Genomic DNA, 13,347 nt, shown 5'->3' with positions numbered 1-13,347 from the left:
CAGCGCCGGAGCGTCCATGAACAACAGCCGATTCGCAAGAACCGCAGGCTGGCTGGCAGTGCCGTGCCTGGTCGCGGCAGGCCTGCTGGCCTGGTATGTCACCCGCGAGCCTGTCTCGCGCCTTGAAAACACCCAAACTGCCGTGGCCGATATCGACCCGGCGCTGGTCGCGCGTGGCGAATACGTCGCCCGACTCAGCGACTGCGTGGCGTGCCACAGCGTGCCGGGCGGTGCGCCGTTCGCTGGCGGCCTGGAAATGGCCACACCACTGGGCGCGATCCACGCGACCAACATCACCCCGGAGCCGGAAACCGGCATCGGCCGCTACAGCCTGGCGGACTTCGACCGTGCGGTGCGCCACGGCGTGGCACCCGACAGCCGCCGTCTGTATCCGGCGATGCCCTACCCGTCCTACGCCAAGCTCAGTGACGACGACGTGCGGGCGCTGTACGCGTTTTTCATGAAAGGCGTGGCACCGGTCAAGCAGGCGAATATCCCGAGTGCGATTCCTTTTCCGTTGAACCTGCGCTGGCCGATTGCGTTGTGGAACGGTGTGTTTGCCGATACCGAACCTTACGTGGCCAAACCGTCGCAGGATGCCGTGTGGAATCGCGGCGCTTATCTCGTTCAAGGCGCAGGACACTGCGGCAGTTGCCATACGCCGCGCGGTCTGGCGTTCAACGAGAAGGCACTGGATGAATCCGCCACGCCGTACCTCGCTGGCGCCTTGCTCGATGGCTGGTACGCGCCGAGCCTGCGTAATGATCACAACACCGGCCTGGGCCGCTGGAGCGAACCGGAAATCGTGCAGTTCCTCAAGACCGGGCGCAACAAACACGCGGTGGTTTACGGCTCGATGACCGAGGCGTTCAACAACTCCACGCAGTTCATGAGCGATGACGATCTGACCGCGATTGCCCGTTATCTCAAGTCATTGCCGGGGGATCCTCAGCGCGACGGCCAGCCATGGCAGTACCAAACGGTTTCGGCGACGGAACGTCTGGACGCGCCCGGTGCCCATACCTACGTCACGCGCTGTGCTTCGTGCCACGGTTTGGACGGCAAGGGCCAGTCGGAATGGATGCCGCCGCTGGCCGGCGCCACGTCGGCACTGGCCAAGGAAAGCGCCTCGGCGATCAACATCACCCTCAACGGTTCGCAACGGGTGGTGGCCGCCGGAGTACCGGACGCCTATCGCATGCCGGCATTCCGTGAACAGTTGTCGGATCAACAGATCGCCGAAGTGCTGACCTTCATGCGCAGCACCTGGGGCAATCAGGGCAGTGCCGTTGAAGCGCAGGCCGTCAACAAGCTGCGTGAACGTACGGATCCGGCCAGCAGCAGCCCGATCATCCTGCAAATGCGTTAGAGGAACGTTTGATGGAAAGCATCGACTTGCTGGTCCTGCGCACCGCGCGGGACTGGCTCGCCGCCGGCGAGCAAGTGTTGCTCGCCACGGTGGCGCGCACATGGGGCTCTTCGCCGCGCCCGACAGGGTCGATGATGGCCTTGCGTAACGACGGTCGCGTGATCGGCAGCGTGTCCGGCGGCTGCATCGAGGACGACCTGATCCATCGCTACACCACCGCGCATGGCGGCAGCGGCCTCAAGGACAGTGCGCCCGAGGTGGTGCGCTACGGCGTCAGCGCCGACGAGGCGCATCGTTTCGGTTTGCCCTGTGGCGGCACGCTTGAGCTGATTCTGGAGTTCAACCCGTCCTGGCAGGTGCTCGACGAACTGCTGGTGCAACTGGATGCCGGGCAACTGGTACGCCGCTGCCTGGCACTGGATAACGGTCGCGTCACGCTGGAAACCACGGCAACTCCTGAGCAATTCAGTTTCGACGGCCACCGGATGCTCAATACCCTCGGGCCGGGGTATCGGCTGCTGATGATCGGCGCCGGCGCGCTGGCCGAATATCTGGCGACCATGGCCCTGTTCAACGGCTTCAAGGTCGCGGTTTGCGACCCACGTGCCGAATACATCGAAACCTGGGCGGTGAACGGTGTGGAGCGGATCATCGGCATGCCGGATGACGTGGTGCGCGACTTCGCGGTTGATCTGCGCACCTGCATCGTCGCCTTGAGCCATGATCCGCGACTCGACGATCTGGCGCTGCTCGAAGCTCTTCACAGCCCGGCGTTTTACATCGGCGCCATCGGTTCGCGGCGCAATAGCCAACTGCGCCGCGAACGTCTGATCGAGCATTTCGGTGAGACCCAGGCGTCACTCGAGCGCCTGCACGGGCCAATCGGCATCTACATTGGCAGCAAGACACCGGCGGAAATCGCGGTCAGCGTGATGGCCGAGATCCTGGCCGCGAAGAATGGCGCCAATTTGCCGAAGGCGTTTTCGATTGCCAGAGCCAAGGCGCAACAGGGTCTGGCGCAATCGCATTGAGCCCCGTTGCTTGGCCCTGTGCCTATATCAGGCGACTTTGATCACCACTTTGCCAAACGCGCCCTTCGCCAGATGCTCGTACGCCTCGCGCGCTTTCTCGAACGGATACACCTGATCGATCACCGGGCGAATCTTGTGCTGGTTGAGGAGGACGTTCATCCGGTCGAAGGATGAGCGCGGTGCCACGGCGATACCGCGAATGGTGGTCTGGCGGAAAATCAGCGGCATCAGATTGAGTGCAACGGTCTGCCCGGTCAAAAAACCGATCTGTGCAATGCGCCCGGAAGCCTTGGTCGCTGCAACCGACTGATTGATGCCGTTGCCACCGGCCACGTCGAGCAGCAGATCCACGCCTTTGCCGTCAGTCAGCCGCAACACTTCATCGGCCCAGTTCGGTGTCGTTCTGTAGTTCACGCCCGCGACCGCTCCCAGTTCCTTCACGGCTTGCAGATTGTGCTCGCTACTCGATGTGGCGATCACTTTGGCGCCCAGCGCCGTGGCGATCTGCACGGCAAAAATCGACACCCCGCCCGTGCCTTGAACCAGCACGGTCTGGCCGGGCTGGATCTGTCCAAAGTCGACCAGTGAGTACCACGCCGTGAGCGCAGCGATCGGCAGCGTCGCCGCCTCTTCGTCGCTCATGTTGTCCGGCGCGGCAACGGCGCTGTCTTCATGGATGATCATGTATTCGGCCAATCCGCCGGGCAACGGCGAACCAAAGCAGTAGTCCGGTTCATTCGGCCCCGGCTCGCCATCCAGCCAGCGGGAATACAGATGCGAGTTGACCCGATCGCCGACCTTGAAGCGGCTGACGCCGTCACCCACCGCGACCACGGTGCCCGCTGCGTCGCTCACCGGAATCAACGGTTTGGGCACCATGTGCGGCTCGTAGATGCCGTCAACAATCGCCTTGTCGCGAAAATTGAGGGACACGGCGCCGACCTTTACCAGCAATTCGCCGGACTGTGGCTGCGGGGTCGCTGTCTCTTCCAGGTGCAGATTGTCGAGGCCGAAATCTTTCAGTAACCAGGCTTTCATTGCGAATCTCCAAAAACGGATCAATGGCTGCAAACCACCAAGGGTTTGCCTGGGCACATCTTTCGCTGTTGGCCTCGCGCAATAAATACGCAAAAAGGCACATGATTATTCTATCCTCAAGCAACAATTGAATTCCGTCAGGTCCCGATCATGGAATTGCTGCAATCGATGCGACTGTTCGCTCGGCTTGCCGAGCTCGGCAGCTTCACCAAAGCCGCCGAATCGCTGGACATCGGGCGCCCCCAGGTCACCCGTTACATCCAGGAGCTGGAAACATCCCTGGGTGTGCGTCTGTTTCAGCGCACCACCAGAAAAGTCGCGCTCACCACCGAAGGCCAACTGTTCTATGAGCGAGTGCAGGAAATTCTCGCGGATATCTCGGCCGCCACTTCGATGTTCGACCGCAGCGGAGCAACGCTCGAAGGCCGGCTTCGGGTCGATATCCCGACCGCGTTCGCGCAACTGGACTTCATCAAAAACCTGAAAGCCTTCACCAGCGCCTTCCCCGGGATCGACATGGTGCTGGGCGTGACTGATCGGGCGGTCGACCTGATCGGTGAAGGTATCGACTGCGCGTTACGAATTGGCGAGTTACCGGACTCGACCTTGATCGCTCGCCCGATCGCCATGGCGACCATGGTCACGTGCGCAGCCCCCGAGTATCTGCAGGAACACGGCGAACCGCGGACACTCGACGATCTGAATGCCCATCGCGGGGTGAATTTTCTTTCCGGCCAAAACAACAGGACATTGCCCTGGCACTTCTCGGTCAAAGGCAAAGACCGCGCGTTCATCAGCAACGCCGGCATCACCGTCACCGAGTCGAATGCCTACGTGCAGTGCGGCGTAGCGGGCTTTGGAATCATTCAGGCGCCAGGCATCACCGTGGCCGAATATCTGGCCAGCGGCACCCTGGTGGAAATCCTCAGCGCCTATCGGCCCACCCCGCGCCCGGTATCACTGCTGTACCCCAGCCGCACGCACCTGGCTGCGCAAGTTCAGGTATTTGTCGAATGGCTGCAGCAGCACTTTGTGCAGATCTATCCTGACTGGCTGGAACAATAACGATCAACAGCGCCGTTCGCGGCTTGCGCGTAATCAAGGAGCACCGCACGACATGGAACAAATCACTTACCGCACCGCGACGGGCGCAGACGCGTTGAGCATGTGTGAGCTGGGGCAATTGCTTAACGACGTGCATCACACTGCCCGCCCCGACATCTATGCCCCGCCCACCGCGGATTTTTCCCGCGACCTGCCCCACTGGTCAGGCCTTTTCGAAAAACCCGGTCACGTTGTGTTCATCGCCCATGTCGACGATCAACCTGCGGCGTTTATCACGGCCAGCCTGTCGGCCAGTTCAGGGCCGTTGATGCAACCGCAGAATGTCGTTCGCATCGGCTCGGTGTGTGTCGCCGAACAGTTTTCGGGACAAGGCCTCGGCCGTGGGCTGATGAATCTGGTGAAAAACTGGGCGATCGAACAGGATGCCCAGGATCTGCGGTTGACCGTCTGGCCATTCAATCGCCGTGCCGCGCGGATGTATGCGGAGTTCGGCTTTGAGACTCGGGCTGTCGAAATGGGCATGCGTTTGTAGCGGTTTGCCCTCGTCCAGACTTTTCCGGGACTGCGCGCAGCGATCTGGAAATCACGGCTTTCGCCAACCGGCTGGCAAACGTGTTCAGCGCCTGCGTGATGACGCTGAATCAACCTTCAACGTGAGGCGGCTGCACGGGTGAACTGCTGCTCCGTCACCACGCTGCCCCACTGACTGCCCGGCTCTTCCATGGTCAATTCGAACCCGGCCGCTTCGTACAGTCGGCGCGCGGCGTCGAGGCCCTTGAAGGTCCAGAGCTGAATCGCGTCAAACCCCCGCTGATCGCAAAACTCCACCGCCGCGCTCAGCAGTTGCCGGCCGACGCCACTGCCGCGGCAGCCGTCGTCGAGGATGAACCAGCGCAAATGCGCCTGATTGCTGCCCAGATCCTGGCCGTCGATTGCGATCGAGCCAACGATGCGCTCATCAAGCGTCGCCACCCAGATCTGGTTGCAGGGCTGATCGAGGCGCCCGACAAACTCCGCCACTCCACTGGCGACGCGGCTTTCAAAGATCGCGCCGAAACCGGAATGTCGCGAATAATAATCCGCATGCATTTGCGCCACGCGGCCGATCAGGCCGGGGCGATAGCCGGCGCTGATGTGCAGATTCGGCGCGAGCGGCCGGTCAGCACCCAGGCGGATGGTCTTGAGCGCATGCGCGTAGGTTGAAAGGCCCTGCGCCACGCTCTGTTGCTGCGACGGATTGAGCGTGTCCAGTGCCTTGCTGACCTGGGCCTGGCCGTAGGCATGAATGTCGGCGACGGTCTGCCGGCCCTGCGCCGTCAGGTGCAGATGCTTGACCCGGGCGTCCTCGGCGGCGCGCTCTTCGATCTCCCCGGCCTTGATCAGTTTGCCGACCATACGGCTGACACTGGACTTTTCAAGGCCAAGGCTTTGCGCCAGTTGCGCAGCGCTGACGCCGTCCCCGGCTTCGATTTCCAGCAATGCGTGCACGCCGGAGGCGGAATAGTCGGTCGCCGCCAGTGTGGCGCGCATGAAGCCCAACTCCCGCACCATCGTGCGTGACGCCGTGCGGATATCTTCGATCAAGGCTGGAGGAATAGTCATGACAAGCCACCACTGAGAACATAGTTGTACGATACAACCATATTCCGCAATCTCTGTGCAATGCGCCGACTACGCTGGGTAACGGCGAACAGTATCCAGTCGACAAACCTCCCGGCAGGTTCCACCATGGCCCCTTTCCCTGAAATGACAGCGAGGCGTCGTAATGAGCCAATCCACCATCCGCGCGTTGATCCTTGATGACTACGCTGAAAACAGCTTTCGCGAGGCGCAGATCGAACGCCCGGTGCCGCAGGACAACCAGGTTTTGGTGCGCATCATCGCCAGTGGTGTGAACCCCATCGACTACAAGATCCGCACCGGCAACGCGCCCTACGCCATGCCGGAACTGCCGGCGATTCTCGGTACTGACATGGCCGGCGTGATCGAAGCGGTGGGCGCCAACGTTACCCATCTGGCAGTGGGCGATGAGGTGTTTGGCATGGTCGGTGGCGTGCGCGGTTTGCCGGGGTCGCTGGCCGAGTACCTGGCCGTGGATGCGGATCTGGTGGCACGCAAGCCGAAAAATCTCGGCTTCCGTGAAGCTGCTGCGGTGCCGCTGGTGTTCCTGACCGCGTGGGAAGGTCTGGTCGACCGCGCACACGTCAAGGCCGGTCAGAAGGTGCTGGTGCATGGCGGCGCGGGCGGTGTCGGCCACATGGCAGTGCAAATTGCCGCCGCGCTGGGCGCTGAAGTGTTCGCCACGGTCTCGCCGGGCAAACGTTCGATTGTCGAAGGCTACGGCGCCACGGCCATCGACTACCAGAGCGTGCCAGTCGAGCAGTACGTGAATCAGTTCACCGACGGCCAGGGTTTTGACGTGATCTACGATACCGTCGGCGGCAAGAGTCTGGATGATTCGTTCGCGGCAATCCGCCTCTACGGTCACGTCACCAGTTGCGCAGCGTTCGGCACCCACAATCTGGCCACCGGCTCGCTGCGCAGTTCCACGCTGTCGGGGATTTTCGTGTTACTGCCGATGCTCACCGGCGTCGGGCGCAAGCACCACGCAGAAATCCTCGGCTACGCCACGCGGTTGATCGAAGAAGGCAAGGTCAAGCCGTTGATGCATGCTGAACGCTTCAGCCTCAGCCAGGCGCGAGAGGCGCATGACGCGGTGCAACAGGGCAAGGCAATTGGCAAGGTGGTGATCGACGTCGCCTGAACCACACAAACTCCGGCAAAAAAAAACCCCACAACCGAATGAGGTGCGGGGCAAAGTATTGGTTGGTTGCGGCCAACCAAAGGAGCTCGGTTAAAACGGTTTGCGCAGCCGGGTCAGATGCAGTCCTGGGCGGCGCGTTCAAAACTGGAAGGCAGGAAGTTCGAAGCCAGCAAGTGGCGCTCGTAGATGAACACCTTGCCGCCGTTGCCGGCCTTATAGGCTTCCAGCACGTTGTCTGCCGACACCTTGCTTGGCACCACGATCCGGTAGCTGCGCTGGGTCTGCGAAACGGTCGGGTTCAGCGCACTGCCCTGCAGCTTCGGCACCACGCAATCGGCGTATTGCGCCGGAGTCTTGTTGGTCTGCAAGGTCAGCGTCGGGTCGTTCGGTGCGGAGGCGCAACCGGCGAGCAGCAAGGAAGCAACGGCCAGGGTCGGGGCAATCAAAGCACGCATCGGGGTCATCCTGAAAATAAAGGTTCGGTTCATCTGGCAGCGATTCAGCGTCACGGCGCCGCCGCTGCCCTTTTGGTTTTGAGTGTTCAGCTGGAAGCCACCAGCGCCTTGAGCGAGGCGTCGAACTGCTTCAAGGCATTGAGTTGCAGGTCACGTTGCTGCTCGATCTGCGCGGCAATCTCGTGCGCCGCTTTGTCGTGTACCCAGACCGACGAAATCTGTTTCTCCACCGAGCCCTCGGCTTTGCCGATGTACTGCAGGTCGGCATCGTAGAAACGCGCGATGAAATGCGCCTCGTACAGGCTGTTCTGCTGAGTCAGCAAGCGGTTGAAGGTGTCGAGTTTCACCACGATGTCCGGATGCGCCAGAATCAGTGCATCGAGGTTGTCGTAAACGGTCACCGACAGAAACTGGCGTTGCAACGAGCTGAGCAACCAATCGATCGCCAGTTCCGGGTCGGAGCTGCTGACAAAGGCTGCGCGAATTCGCGGATCCAGTGCATCCTTGGCCCCGTGCAGCGCCATATCGTGGTAGCGCGTCAGGTATTGCAGGTTTTCCCGGGTGTTTTCGCTGTACAACACACCCACGGTCTGTGAATGCTGCAAAGTCGCGCTGCTGCCGGCGATTGGCTGAAGATGACACGCACAGGCGTCGTCGGCGTAAGACGGTGCCGTGGCTACCATGCCGCTCATCAGCAGAGCGGTCAGCGCCAGTCGGGTCAGTGTCTTCATCGCGCAATTTCCTTGAGCTGCGTTTTCAATGAGGGCAATTTTCCGCCTATTGCCAGCAAAGCTGAACTTGCGTTTCGTGATGGTCACTATTACTTCTAGCGATAGTTGCGCACGATAAAGACGGGTACACACTCATCCCCAATGACTAAAACAACAGTGAGGAAGCCGATTTGAGAACCTTTGACCTGATCCGCGACGCGGTTCTGCCCGACTTTCGCGAGCGGGTGGCGGAATACCTGGTGCAGTACGAAAACGTGTTGCTGGACAAGGACATCACCGATGCGCAGCTCAAGCGCGATACCGCCAATCAGTTGCGTGGCTATTTGCGCGGGTTGAACACCACCCGGGTGCTGGGCATGGCGTACTGGGAAGAACTGGATCGGCGGGTCGTCGACACCTGGCTCACGCCTCACGAATGAGCGTGGACGCCGGTCGGTGATGATCGTATGCGGCGCCTGCCAAAACGGCCCCGAACGCTTACAATCGGCGGCCTTACCGACCTTCTGACAGGCTCCCCCGGAAATGCCGCTCGACCCACCAACGATGCTGACCATCTCGATCGCTCTCGCAGCCGCTGCCGCGCTGTACCTGGCGGTCGAGTGGCGCAGCATTCGTGAGCCTTCGCTGCTGTTCTGGAGCGCCGGTTTCGCCACCATCACCGTCGGTTCTACCCTGGCCCTGCTGCGTAGCAACGGCTTTTTGCTGATCGGTATCTGGTTCGCCAACGGCTTGCTGGTGACCGCGCATTTTCTGTTTCTGCTGGGAGTGGCGCGCTTTACGCAGATCCGCCTGTCACGCGCCTGGTACCTGATTTTCGTCACCTGGCTGGTTTTGCTGTTGCTGCCGGACGGGCCGTTGTGGTCGAAAGTCATGCTGGCTGCCAACTCGCTGCTGGTTGCCGCCTCGACGCTCAAGGCCAGTTTGCTGCTGCGCCCGCATGGCAAATCGCTGAGTGTCGGTGCGGTGCAATTGCGCTATGTGCTGCTCGGTCACGGCATCTTCTATGTGGCCAAGGCCCTGACCGTGGTGATCCCCGGCACGCTGATCGACCTGGCTGCATTCCGTGGCGTCATCATCCAGATCTCGCTGGTCGAGGGCGCGATGGCGATCATGCTCATTGCACTGTCGATGACCGGCACCGAACGCTACCGGCGCGAGGAGCAGATCGCCCGACTGGCCGCCCGCGATCCACTGACCGCGCTCTACAACCGCCGCGCCCTCGACATGCGCGCGCCGGGCCTGCTGCGGGGCGTGTCTGCGGCGCATCCCGGCGCCCTGCTATTGATCGATATCGACAACTTCAAATCGGTCAACGATCAGTACGGCCACAGCGCCGGCGACCGTTTGCTGGTGGCGTTGAGCGAAATGATCCGCGCCGAGACCACCGATGAGGCGCTGGCCGCCCGTTTGGGCGGCGACGAGTTCGTGATTTTGCTGAGCAACGCGCCCAGTGATCACATCGTCAGACTGGGCGATGCCCTGCGCGATCAATTTCAGCGCAGCGCCGCCCAGACCTTCCCCACCGCCGAACCGGTGACGCTGAGCATCGGCGCCACCCTGTTCAACCAGCCACCGGCCAGCCTCGCGGCATTGATCGAACAAGGCGACGCCGCGCTCTACGAATCCAAGCGCGGTGGGCGCAACCGCCTGCGCCTGACCGGGCTCACCACTTCAGGATGATCAGACCCATGACCCGCTCCGAAACGCCTCTGCAAGACCTCGCCGCCCCCGAAGGCGTCTGCTACGGCTGCGGCGGCCGCAACCCTCACGGGCTGCACGTCAAAAGCTACTGGCACGAGGACGGCGTGCACGTCATGGCCGAACAGCTGCCGGACGACAAATACTGTGGCTGGCCGGACCTGGTGTACGGCGGGTTGCTGGCGATGCTGGTCGACTGCCATTCCAACTGGACGGCCATGGCCTACCACTACCGCCACGAACATCGCGAGCCGGGCAGCCTGCCGCGCATCGACTGCGTCACTGGCAACCTCGGACTCAAGTTCATCAAACCCACACCGATGGGCGTCACCCTGACCTTGCGCGCCAGGGTCGAAGGCGACGTCGGGCGCAAAACTCGGGTGATCTGCGAGGTGTACGCCGGAGAAGTGCTGACGGCGGTGGGCGATTCGGTGTTCGTGCGGGTCGATACCGGGCAACTGGCGGACGCGGCGCACGGCCGCTGACTCCACACGCGCCCCTGTAGGAATGACACTTGAGCAAACCCGGCTAGGCGTGCCGACCCGGAAATCGACGAGGCTATAGCAGACCGCACTTCCAGGAGCTTCCAACCCGTGTCCGACCTGCCGACCCACCGCGCCTATACCCGGCGCTTCAACAGCGTGCTCGCCTACATCGATGCCCATCTCGAAGGTGACCTGTCGGTGAATACGTTGAGTCAGTTGGCGAACTTTTCGGTGTTTCACTTCCATCGGCAATTCAGCGCGTTCGTTGGCGTGCCGGTCTCGCGCTACGTGCAACTGATGCGTTTGCGCCGGGCTGCACATCGGCTGGCCGCGCAGCCGCAACACTCGATACTGGACGCCGCGTCTGACGCCGGTTTCGAGAGTCCGGAAGCATTCAGCCGCGCCTTTCGGCGCGACTTCGGCATGACGCCAAGTGCCTTCAGGAAGCAACCGAACTGGCAGACCTGGAATGCGGTATTCGCCATCCCCCACTTTTCCAGGAGCGTCATCATGCAAACCAGAATCATCAATTTTCCAACCCTACGGGTCGCTGCGTTTGAACATCGCGGCGCGCCGGGGGAGGTGCAGCAAAGCGTGCAGAAATTCATCGCCTGGCGCATGCACAGCGGGCAGTCACCGGTGGCCTCGAGTCGCACCTTCGGCATTCCCTACAACAACCCCGACACCACTGCGGCGCAGGATTTTCGCTTCGCCATCTGTGGCGAGATTGAAGAGCCGGTAGCTCCCAACACGTTCGGCGTGGGGGAACTCGTCATTCCCGGTGGACGTTGCGTGGTGGTGCGGCACGTCGGTTCGCCGGATCATATCGGCGAAACCATCTATCCGGTCTACCGTGACTGGTTGCCTGCCAGCGGTGAGGAATTGCGCGATCATCCGCTGTTTTTCCATTACCTGAGCGTGTATCCCGAGACCCCGCAGGAGCAATGGCAGACGGACATCTATGTGCCTTTGCAATCGTAAGATTCACTTACATGTTTTTCCGCTTGTGGTGCGTAATGACAACCCTTTATAAGAGCGGCTCACTCGCGAATTGAAGGATGTAAACATGAGCAATGCCTGGAACGAAGGGTATTTCACCGACGAGGGCTACACCTACTCGTATAGCCGGGAAATCAACCCGGTGTTCCAGCGTTATTGTTTGTTGTTGCGCGGTTTTGCCACCCTCGAAGACACCGGCGGTTACCACTGCGAACTGGGCTTCGGCCAGGGTGTTTCAATCAACATCCACGCCGCCGCCAACCCGGGCAACTACGTCGGCACCGACTTCACACCGTCCCAGGCCGCGCATGCCATTGCGCTGGCGAATGACTGGAACAGCCAGGCACGACTGTATGACGACAGCTTCGAGCAGTTGCTGGCCCGTGATGACCTGCCGGCCTTCGACAGCATCAGCCTGCATGGCATCTGGACCTGGGTCAGCCGTGACAACCAGAAACTGATCGTCGAATTCGCCCGGCGCCACCTCAAGCCAGGGGGCATGTTGTACGTCAGCTACAACTGCTTCCCGGGCTGGTCACCTTCGGCGCCACTGCGCAATCTGTTCAGCCTGCACAACCGCTTTGCCAGCCAGGCCTCGACCAGCCCGGCCAAGCGCATCGATGCCGCGATGCAGTTTTCCGAAGCGCTGTTGGCGGCCAATCCGAAGTACGCCAGAGCGGCGCCGGCCCTGGGTGCCCAGTTGCAGAGCATCAAGGGCCAGAACCGTCAGTACGTGGCCCACGAGTATTTCAATCGCAACTGGGACTGCATGTATTTCATCGACGTGGTCGATGCCATGACCGCAGCCAAACTCGACTACGCCACCACGGCCGTACCGCTGGACACCGTGGCTGCGCTGAATCTGAGTGCAGAAGGCATGGACTTTCTGGAAGGTATCGAGCACCCGATCATGCGCGAACAGGCGCGCGACTACTTCATCAATCAGAACTTCCGCCGGGATCTGTACGTACGTGGCGCCAATCGGCTGTCTGCCGCCGAGCAACGCGATGGCCTGCTGAGAAGCCGTTTTGTCCTGCTGCAAGCGATTGAGAGCATTCCCGGCACGGTCACTGGTCCCGCCGGCGAGGCTGCGCTGCAAACAGAGATTTACAGCCCGGTGCTCGAAGCGCTCGCCGCCAGTGCCTACGCACCGAAAACCCTGCAGCAGTTGTCGATGGCTGTCGGCTCCGTGTCTTACGACGACCTGGTGCAGGCTGTCACCGTGCTGATCGGCATGGGCGTCGCCGCCCCGTGCCAGAGCGAAGCCGCCGAAAGGCAGGTGCAGGAACGTTGCGACACTCTCAACCTGCAACTGTGCAAACGCGCGCTGTTCAACAACAACATTCAGGTGCTGGCCAGTCCGGTCACCGGCGGTGGCGTACCGATCAGCCGCGTGCAGCAGCTGTTCCTGATTTCGATCAAGCAAGGCATGACCGACCCGCAAGACTGGGCGCAGTTGGCGTGGGCCGTCATCGGTGAGCAGGGCGAAGTGCTGCACAAGGGTGACCAGCCGCTGCTGACGGCCGAAGAAAACCTTGCCGATATGACCGAACAGGCCCGGGCATTTGCCCAGACACCGCTGGACATTCTCATGGCGCTGAAAATTGCTTGAACCAGATACACGCCGGACGACTGGCCGCGATAGAACGCGGCCAGTCGTCTGCGTGTATGGCCCTGACTGCCGCCTCCTGAGCCATCCTGCCCCCGCCTGC

Annotated in this window: 14 protein-coding genes; 10 read left to right on the top strand and 4 right to left on the bottom strand. The window is 61.5% G+C overall.

Features of this window, described 5'->3' with window-relative positions:
• Positions 1-16 precede the first annotated feature (16 nt).
• Both QMX91_RS07095 and QMX91_RS07090 read left to right on the top strand, forming a co-directional pair.
• Positions 17-1,369 (top strand): cytochrome c, encoded by a 1,353-nt coding sequence (locus tag QMX91_RS07095; RefSeq protein ID WP_282412458.1) that lies wholly within the window; start codon positions 17-19, stop codon positions 1,367-1,369.
• Between the two features lie 11 nt (positions 1,370-1,380).
• On the top strand, positions 1,381-2,400 hold the full coding sequence (locus QMX91_RS07090) for an XdhC family protein (protein WP_282412457.1): 1,020 nt from the start codon (positions 1,381-1,383) through the stop codon (positions 2,398-2,400).
• Positions 2,401-2,427: 27 nt separating this feature from the next.
• On the opposite strand, the gene QMX91_RS07085 is transcribed toward QMX91_RS07090, so the two are convergent.
• Positions 2,428-3,438 carry an NAD(P)-dependent alcohol dehydrogenase gene (locus QMX91_RS07085; protein WP_282412456.1) on the bottom strand — a complete coding sequence of 337 codons (1,011 nt, stop codon included), beginning with the start codon at positions 3,436-3,438 and terminating at the stop codon, positions 2,428-2,430.
• Between the two features lie 168 nt (positions 3,439-3,606).
• Here QMX91_RS07085 and QMX91_RS07080 point away from each other — a divergent pair, with 168 nt between their 5' ends.
• Both QMX91_RS07080 and QMX91_RS07075 read left to right on the top strand, forming a co-directional pair.
• Positions 3,607-4,503, top strand: coding sequence for a LysR family transcriptional regulator (locus QMX91_RS07080; RefSeq protein ID WP_178083245.1), 897 nt, complete (start codon positions 3,607-3,609; stop codon positions 4,501-4,503).
• Between the two features lie 52 nt (positions 4,504-4,555).
• Positions 4,556-5,035, top strand: coding sequence for a GNAT family N-acetyltransferase (locus QMX91_RS07075; RefSeq protein ID WP_282412455.1), 480 nt, complete (start codon positions 4,556-4,558; stop codon positions 5,033-5,035).
• Positions 5,036-5,151: 116 nt separating this feature from the next.
• Here QMX91_RS07075 and QMX91_RS07070 read toward each other — a convergent pair whose 3' ends face one another.
• The gene (locus QMX91_RS07070; protein ID WP_135296035.1) at positions 5,152-6,105 is read right to left on the bottom strand and encodes a helix-turn-helix domain-containing GNAT family N-acetyltransferase; all 954 of its coding nucleotides are present in this window, start codon (positions 6,103-6,105) and stop codon (positions 5,152-5,154) included.
• Positions 6,106-6,268: 163 nt separating this feature from the next.
• On the opposite strand from QMX91_RS07070, the gene QMX91_RS07065 reads away from it, so the two are divergent.
• Positions 6,269-7,267: a zinc-dependent alcohol dehydrogenase family protein gene (locus QMX91_RS07065; RefSeq protein ID WP_282412454.1), complete on the top strand. Its 999-nt coding sequence runs from the start codon at positions 6,269-6,271 to the stop codon at positions 7,265-7,267.
• A 113-nt stretch (positions 7,268-7,380) separates the two neighbouring features.
• Here the strand turns inward: QMX91_RS07065 and QMX91_RS07060 are convergent, their stop codons facing one another.
• Together QMX91_RS07060 and QMX91_RS07055 are read right to left on the bottom strand one after the other, a co-directional pair.
• The gene (locus QMX91_RS07060) at positions 7,381-7,722 is read right to left on the bottom strand and encodes a hypothetical protein (RefSeq protein WP_098964344.1); all 342 of its coding nucleotides are present in this window, start codon (positions 7,720-7,722) and stop codon (positions 7,381-7,383) included.
• Positions 7,723-7,808: 86 nt separating this feature from the next.
• Positions 7,809-8,453 carry an ATPase gene (locus tag QMX91_RS07055; protein WP_097090339.1) on the bottom strand — a complete coding sequence of 215 codons (645 nt, stop codon included), beginning with the start codon at positions 8,451-8,453 and terminating at the stop codon, positions 7,809-7,811.
• A 170-nt stretch (positions 8,454-8,623) separates the two neighbouring features.
• On the opposite strand from QMX91_RS07055, the gene QMX91_RS07050 reads away from it, so the two are divergent.
• The 5 genes from QMX91_RS07050 to QMX91_RS07030 all read left to right on the top strand — a co-directional run bounded on the left by QMX91_RS07050 (position 8,624) and on the right by QMX91_RS07030 (position 13,247).
• Positions 8,624-8,872: a hypothetical protein gene (locus QMX91_RS07050; protein ID WP_027613011.1), complete on the top strand. Its 249-nt coding sequence runs from the start codon at positions 8,624-8,626 to the stop codon at positions 8,870-8,872.
• Between the two features lie 103 nt (positions 8,873-8,975).
• Entirely contained in the window at positions 8,976-10,133 is a 1,158-nt protein-coding gene (locus QMX91_RS07045) for a GGDEF domain-containing protein (RefSeq protein ID WP_098964345.1), read from the top strand.
• An 8-nt stretch (positions 10,134-10,141) separates the two neighbouring features.
• Entirely contained in the window at positions 10,142-10,636 is a 495-nt protein-coding gene (locus QMX91_RS07040) for a PaaI family thioesterase (protein WP_282412453.1), read from the top strand.
• A gap of 108 nt (positions 10,637-10,744) precedes the next feature.
• Positions 10,745-11,617, top strand: a complete 873-nt coding sequence (locus QMX91_RS07035; protein WP_282412452.1) for an AraC family transcriptional regulator — start codon at positions 10,745-10,747, stop codon at positions 11,615-11,617.
• Between the two features lie 85 nt (positions 11,618-11,702).
• Complete coding sequence (locus tag QMX91_RS07030) at positions 11,703-13,247, top strand: class I SAM-dependent methyltransferase (RefSeq protein WP_282412451.1); 1,545 nt, start codon at positions 11,703-11,705, stop codon at positions 13,245-13,247.
• Positions 13,248-13,347: the final 100 nt, after the last annotated feature.

Source organism: Pseudomonas sp. PS01299 (assembly GCF_029960145.1).
Classification (GTDB): domain Bacteria; phylum Pseudomonadota; class Gammaproteobacteria; order Pseudomonadales; family Pseudomonadaceae; genus Aquipseudomonas; species Aquipseudomonas putida_A.
The sequence above is the reverse complement of the archived record's forward strand: the minus strand, read 5'-3'. Positions and strand labels throughout refer to the sequence as shown.

Bases quoted from the DNA above. Each gene is read 5' to 3' on its own strand.
- QMX91_RS07095 (WP_282412458.1), top strand. From the start codon at position 17: ATGAACAACAGCCGATTCGCAAGAACCGCAGGCTGGCTGGCAGTGCCG.
- QMX91_RS07090 (WP_282412457.1), top strand. From the start codon at position 1,381: ATGGAAAGCATCGACTTGCTGGTCCTGCGCACCGCGCGGGACTGGCTC.
- QMX91_RS07085 (WP_282412456.1), bottom strand. From the start codon at position 3,438: ATGAAAGCCTGGTTACTGAAAGATTTCGGCCTCGACAATCTGCACCTG.
- QMX91_RS07080 (WP_178083245.1), top strand. From the start codon at position 3,607: ATGCGACTGTTCGCTCGGCTTGCCGAGCTCGGCAGCTTCACCAAAGCC.
- QMX91_RS07075 (WP_282412455.1), top strand. From the start codon at position 4,556: ATGGAACAAATCACTTACCGCACCGCGACGGGCGCAGACGCGTTGAGC.
- QMX91_RS07070 (WP_135296035.1), bottom strand. From the start codon at position 6,105: ATGACTATTCCTCCAGCCTTGATCGAAGATATCCGCACGGCGTCACGC.
- QMX91_RS07065 (WP_282412454.1), top strand. From the start codon at position 6,269: ATGAGCCAATCCACCATCCGCGCGTTGATCCTTGATGACTACGCTGAA.
- QMX91_RS07060 (WP_098964344.1), bottom strand. From the start codon at position 7,722: ATGCGTGCTTTGATTGCCCCGACCCTGGCCGTTGCTTCCTTGCTGCTC.
- QMX91_RS07055 (WP_097090339.1), bottom strand. From the start codon at position 8,453: ATGAAGACACTGACCCGACTGGCGCTGACCGCTCTGCTGATGAGCGGC.
- QMX91_RS07045 (WP_098964345.1), top strand. From the start codon at position 8,976: ATGCCGCTCGACCCACCAACGATGCTGACCATCTCGATCGCTCTCGCA.
- QMX91_RS07040 (WP_282412453.1), top strand. From the start codon at position 10,142: ATGACCCGCTCCGAAACGCCTCTGCAAGACCTCGCCGCCCCCGAAGGC.
- QMX91_RS07030 (WP_282412451.1), top strand. From the start codon at position 11,703: ATGAGCAATGCCTGGAACGAAGGGTATTTCACCGACGAGGGCTACACC.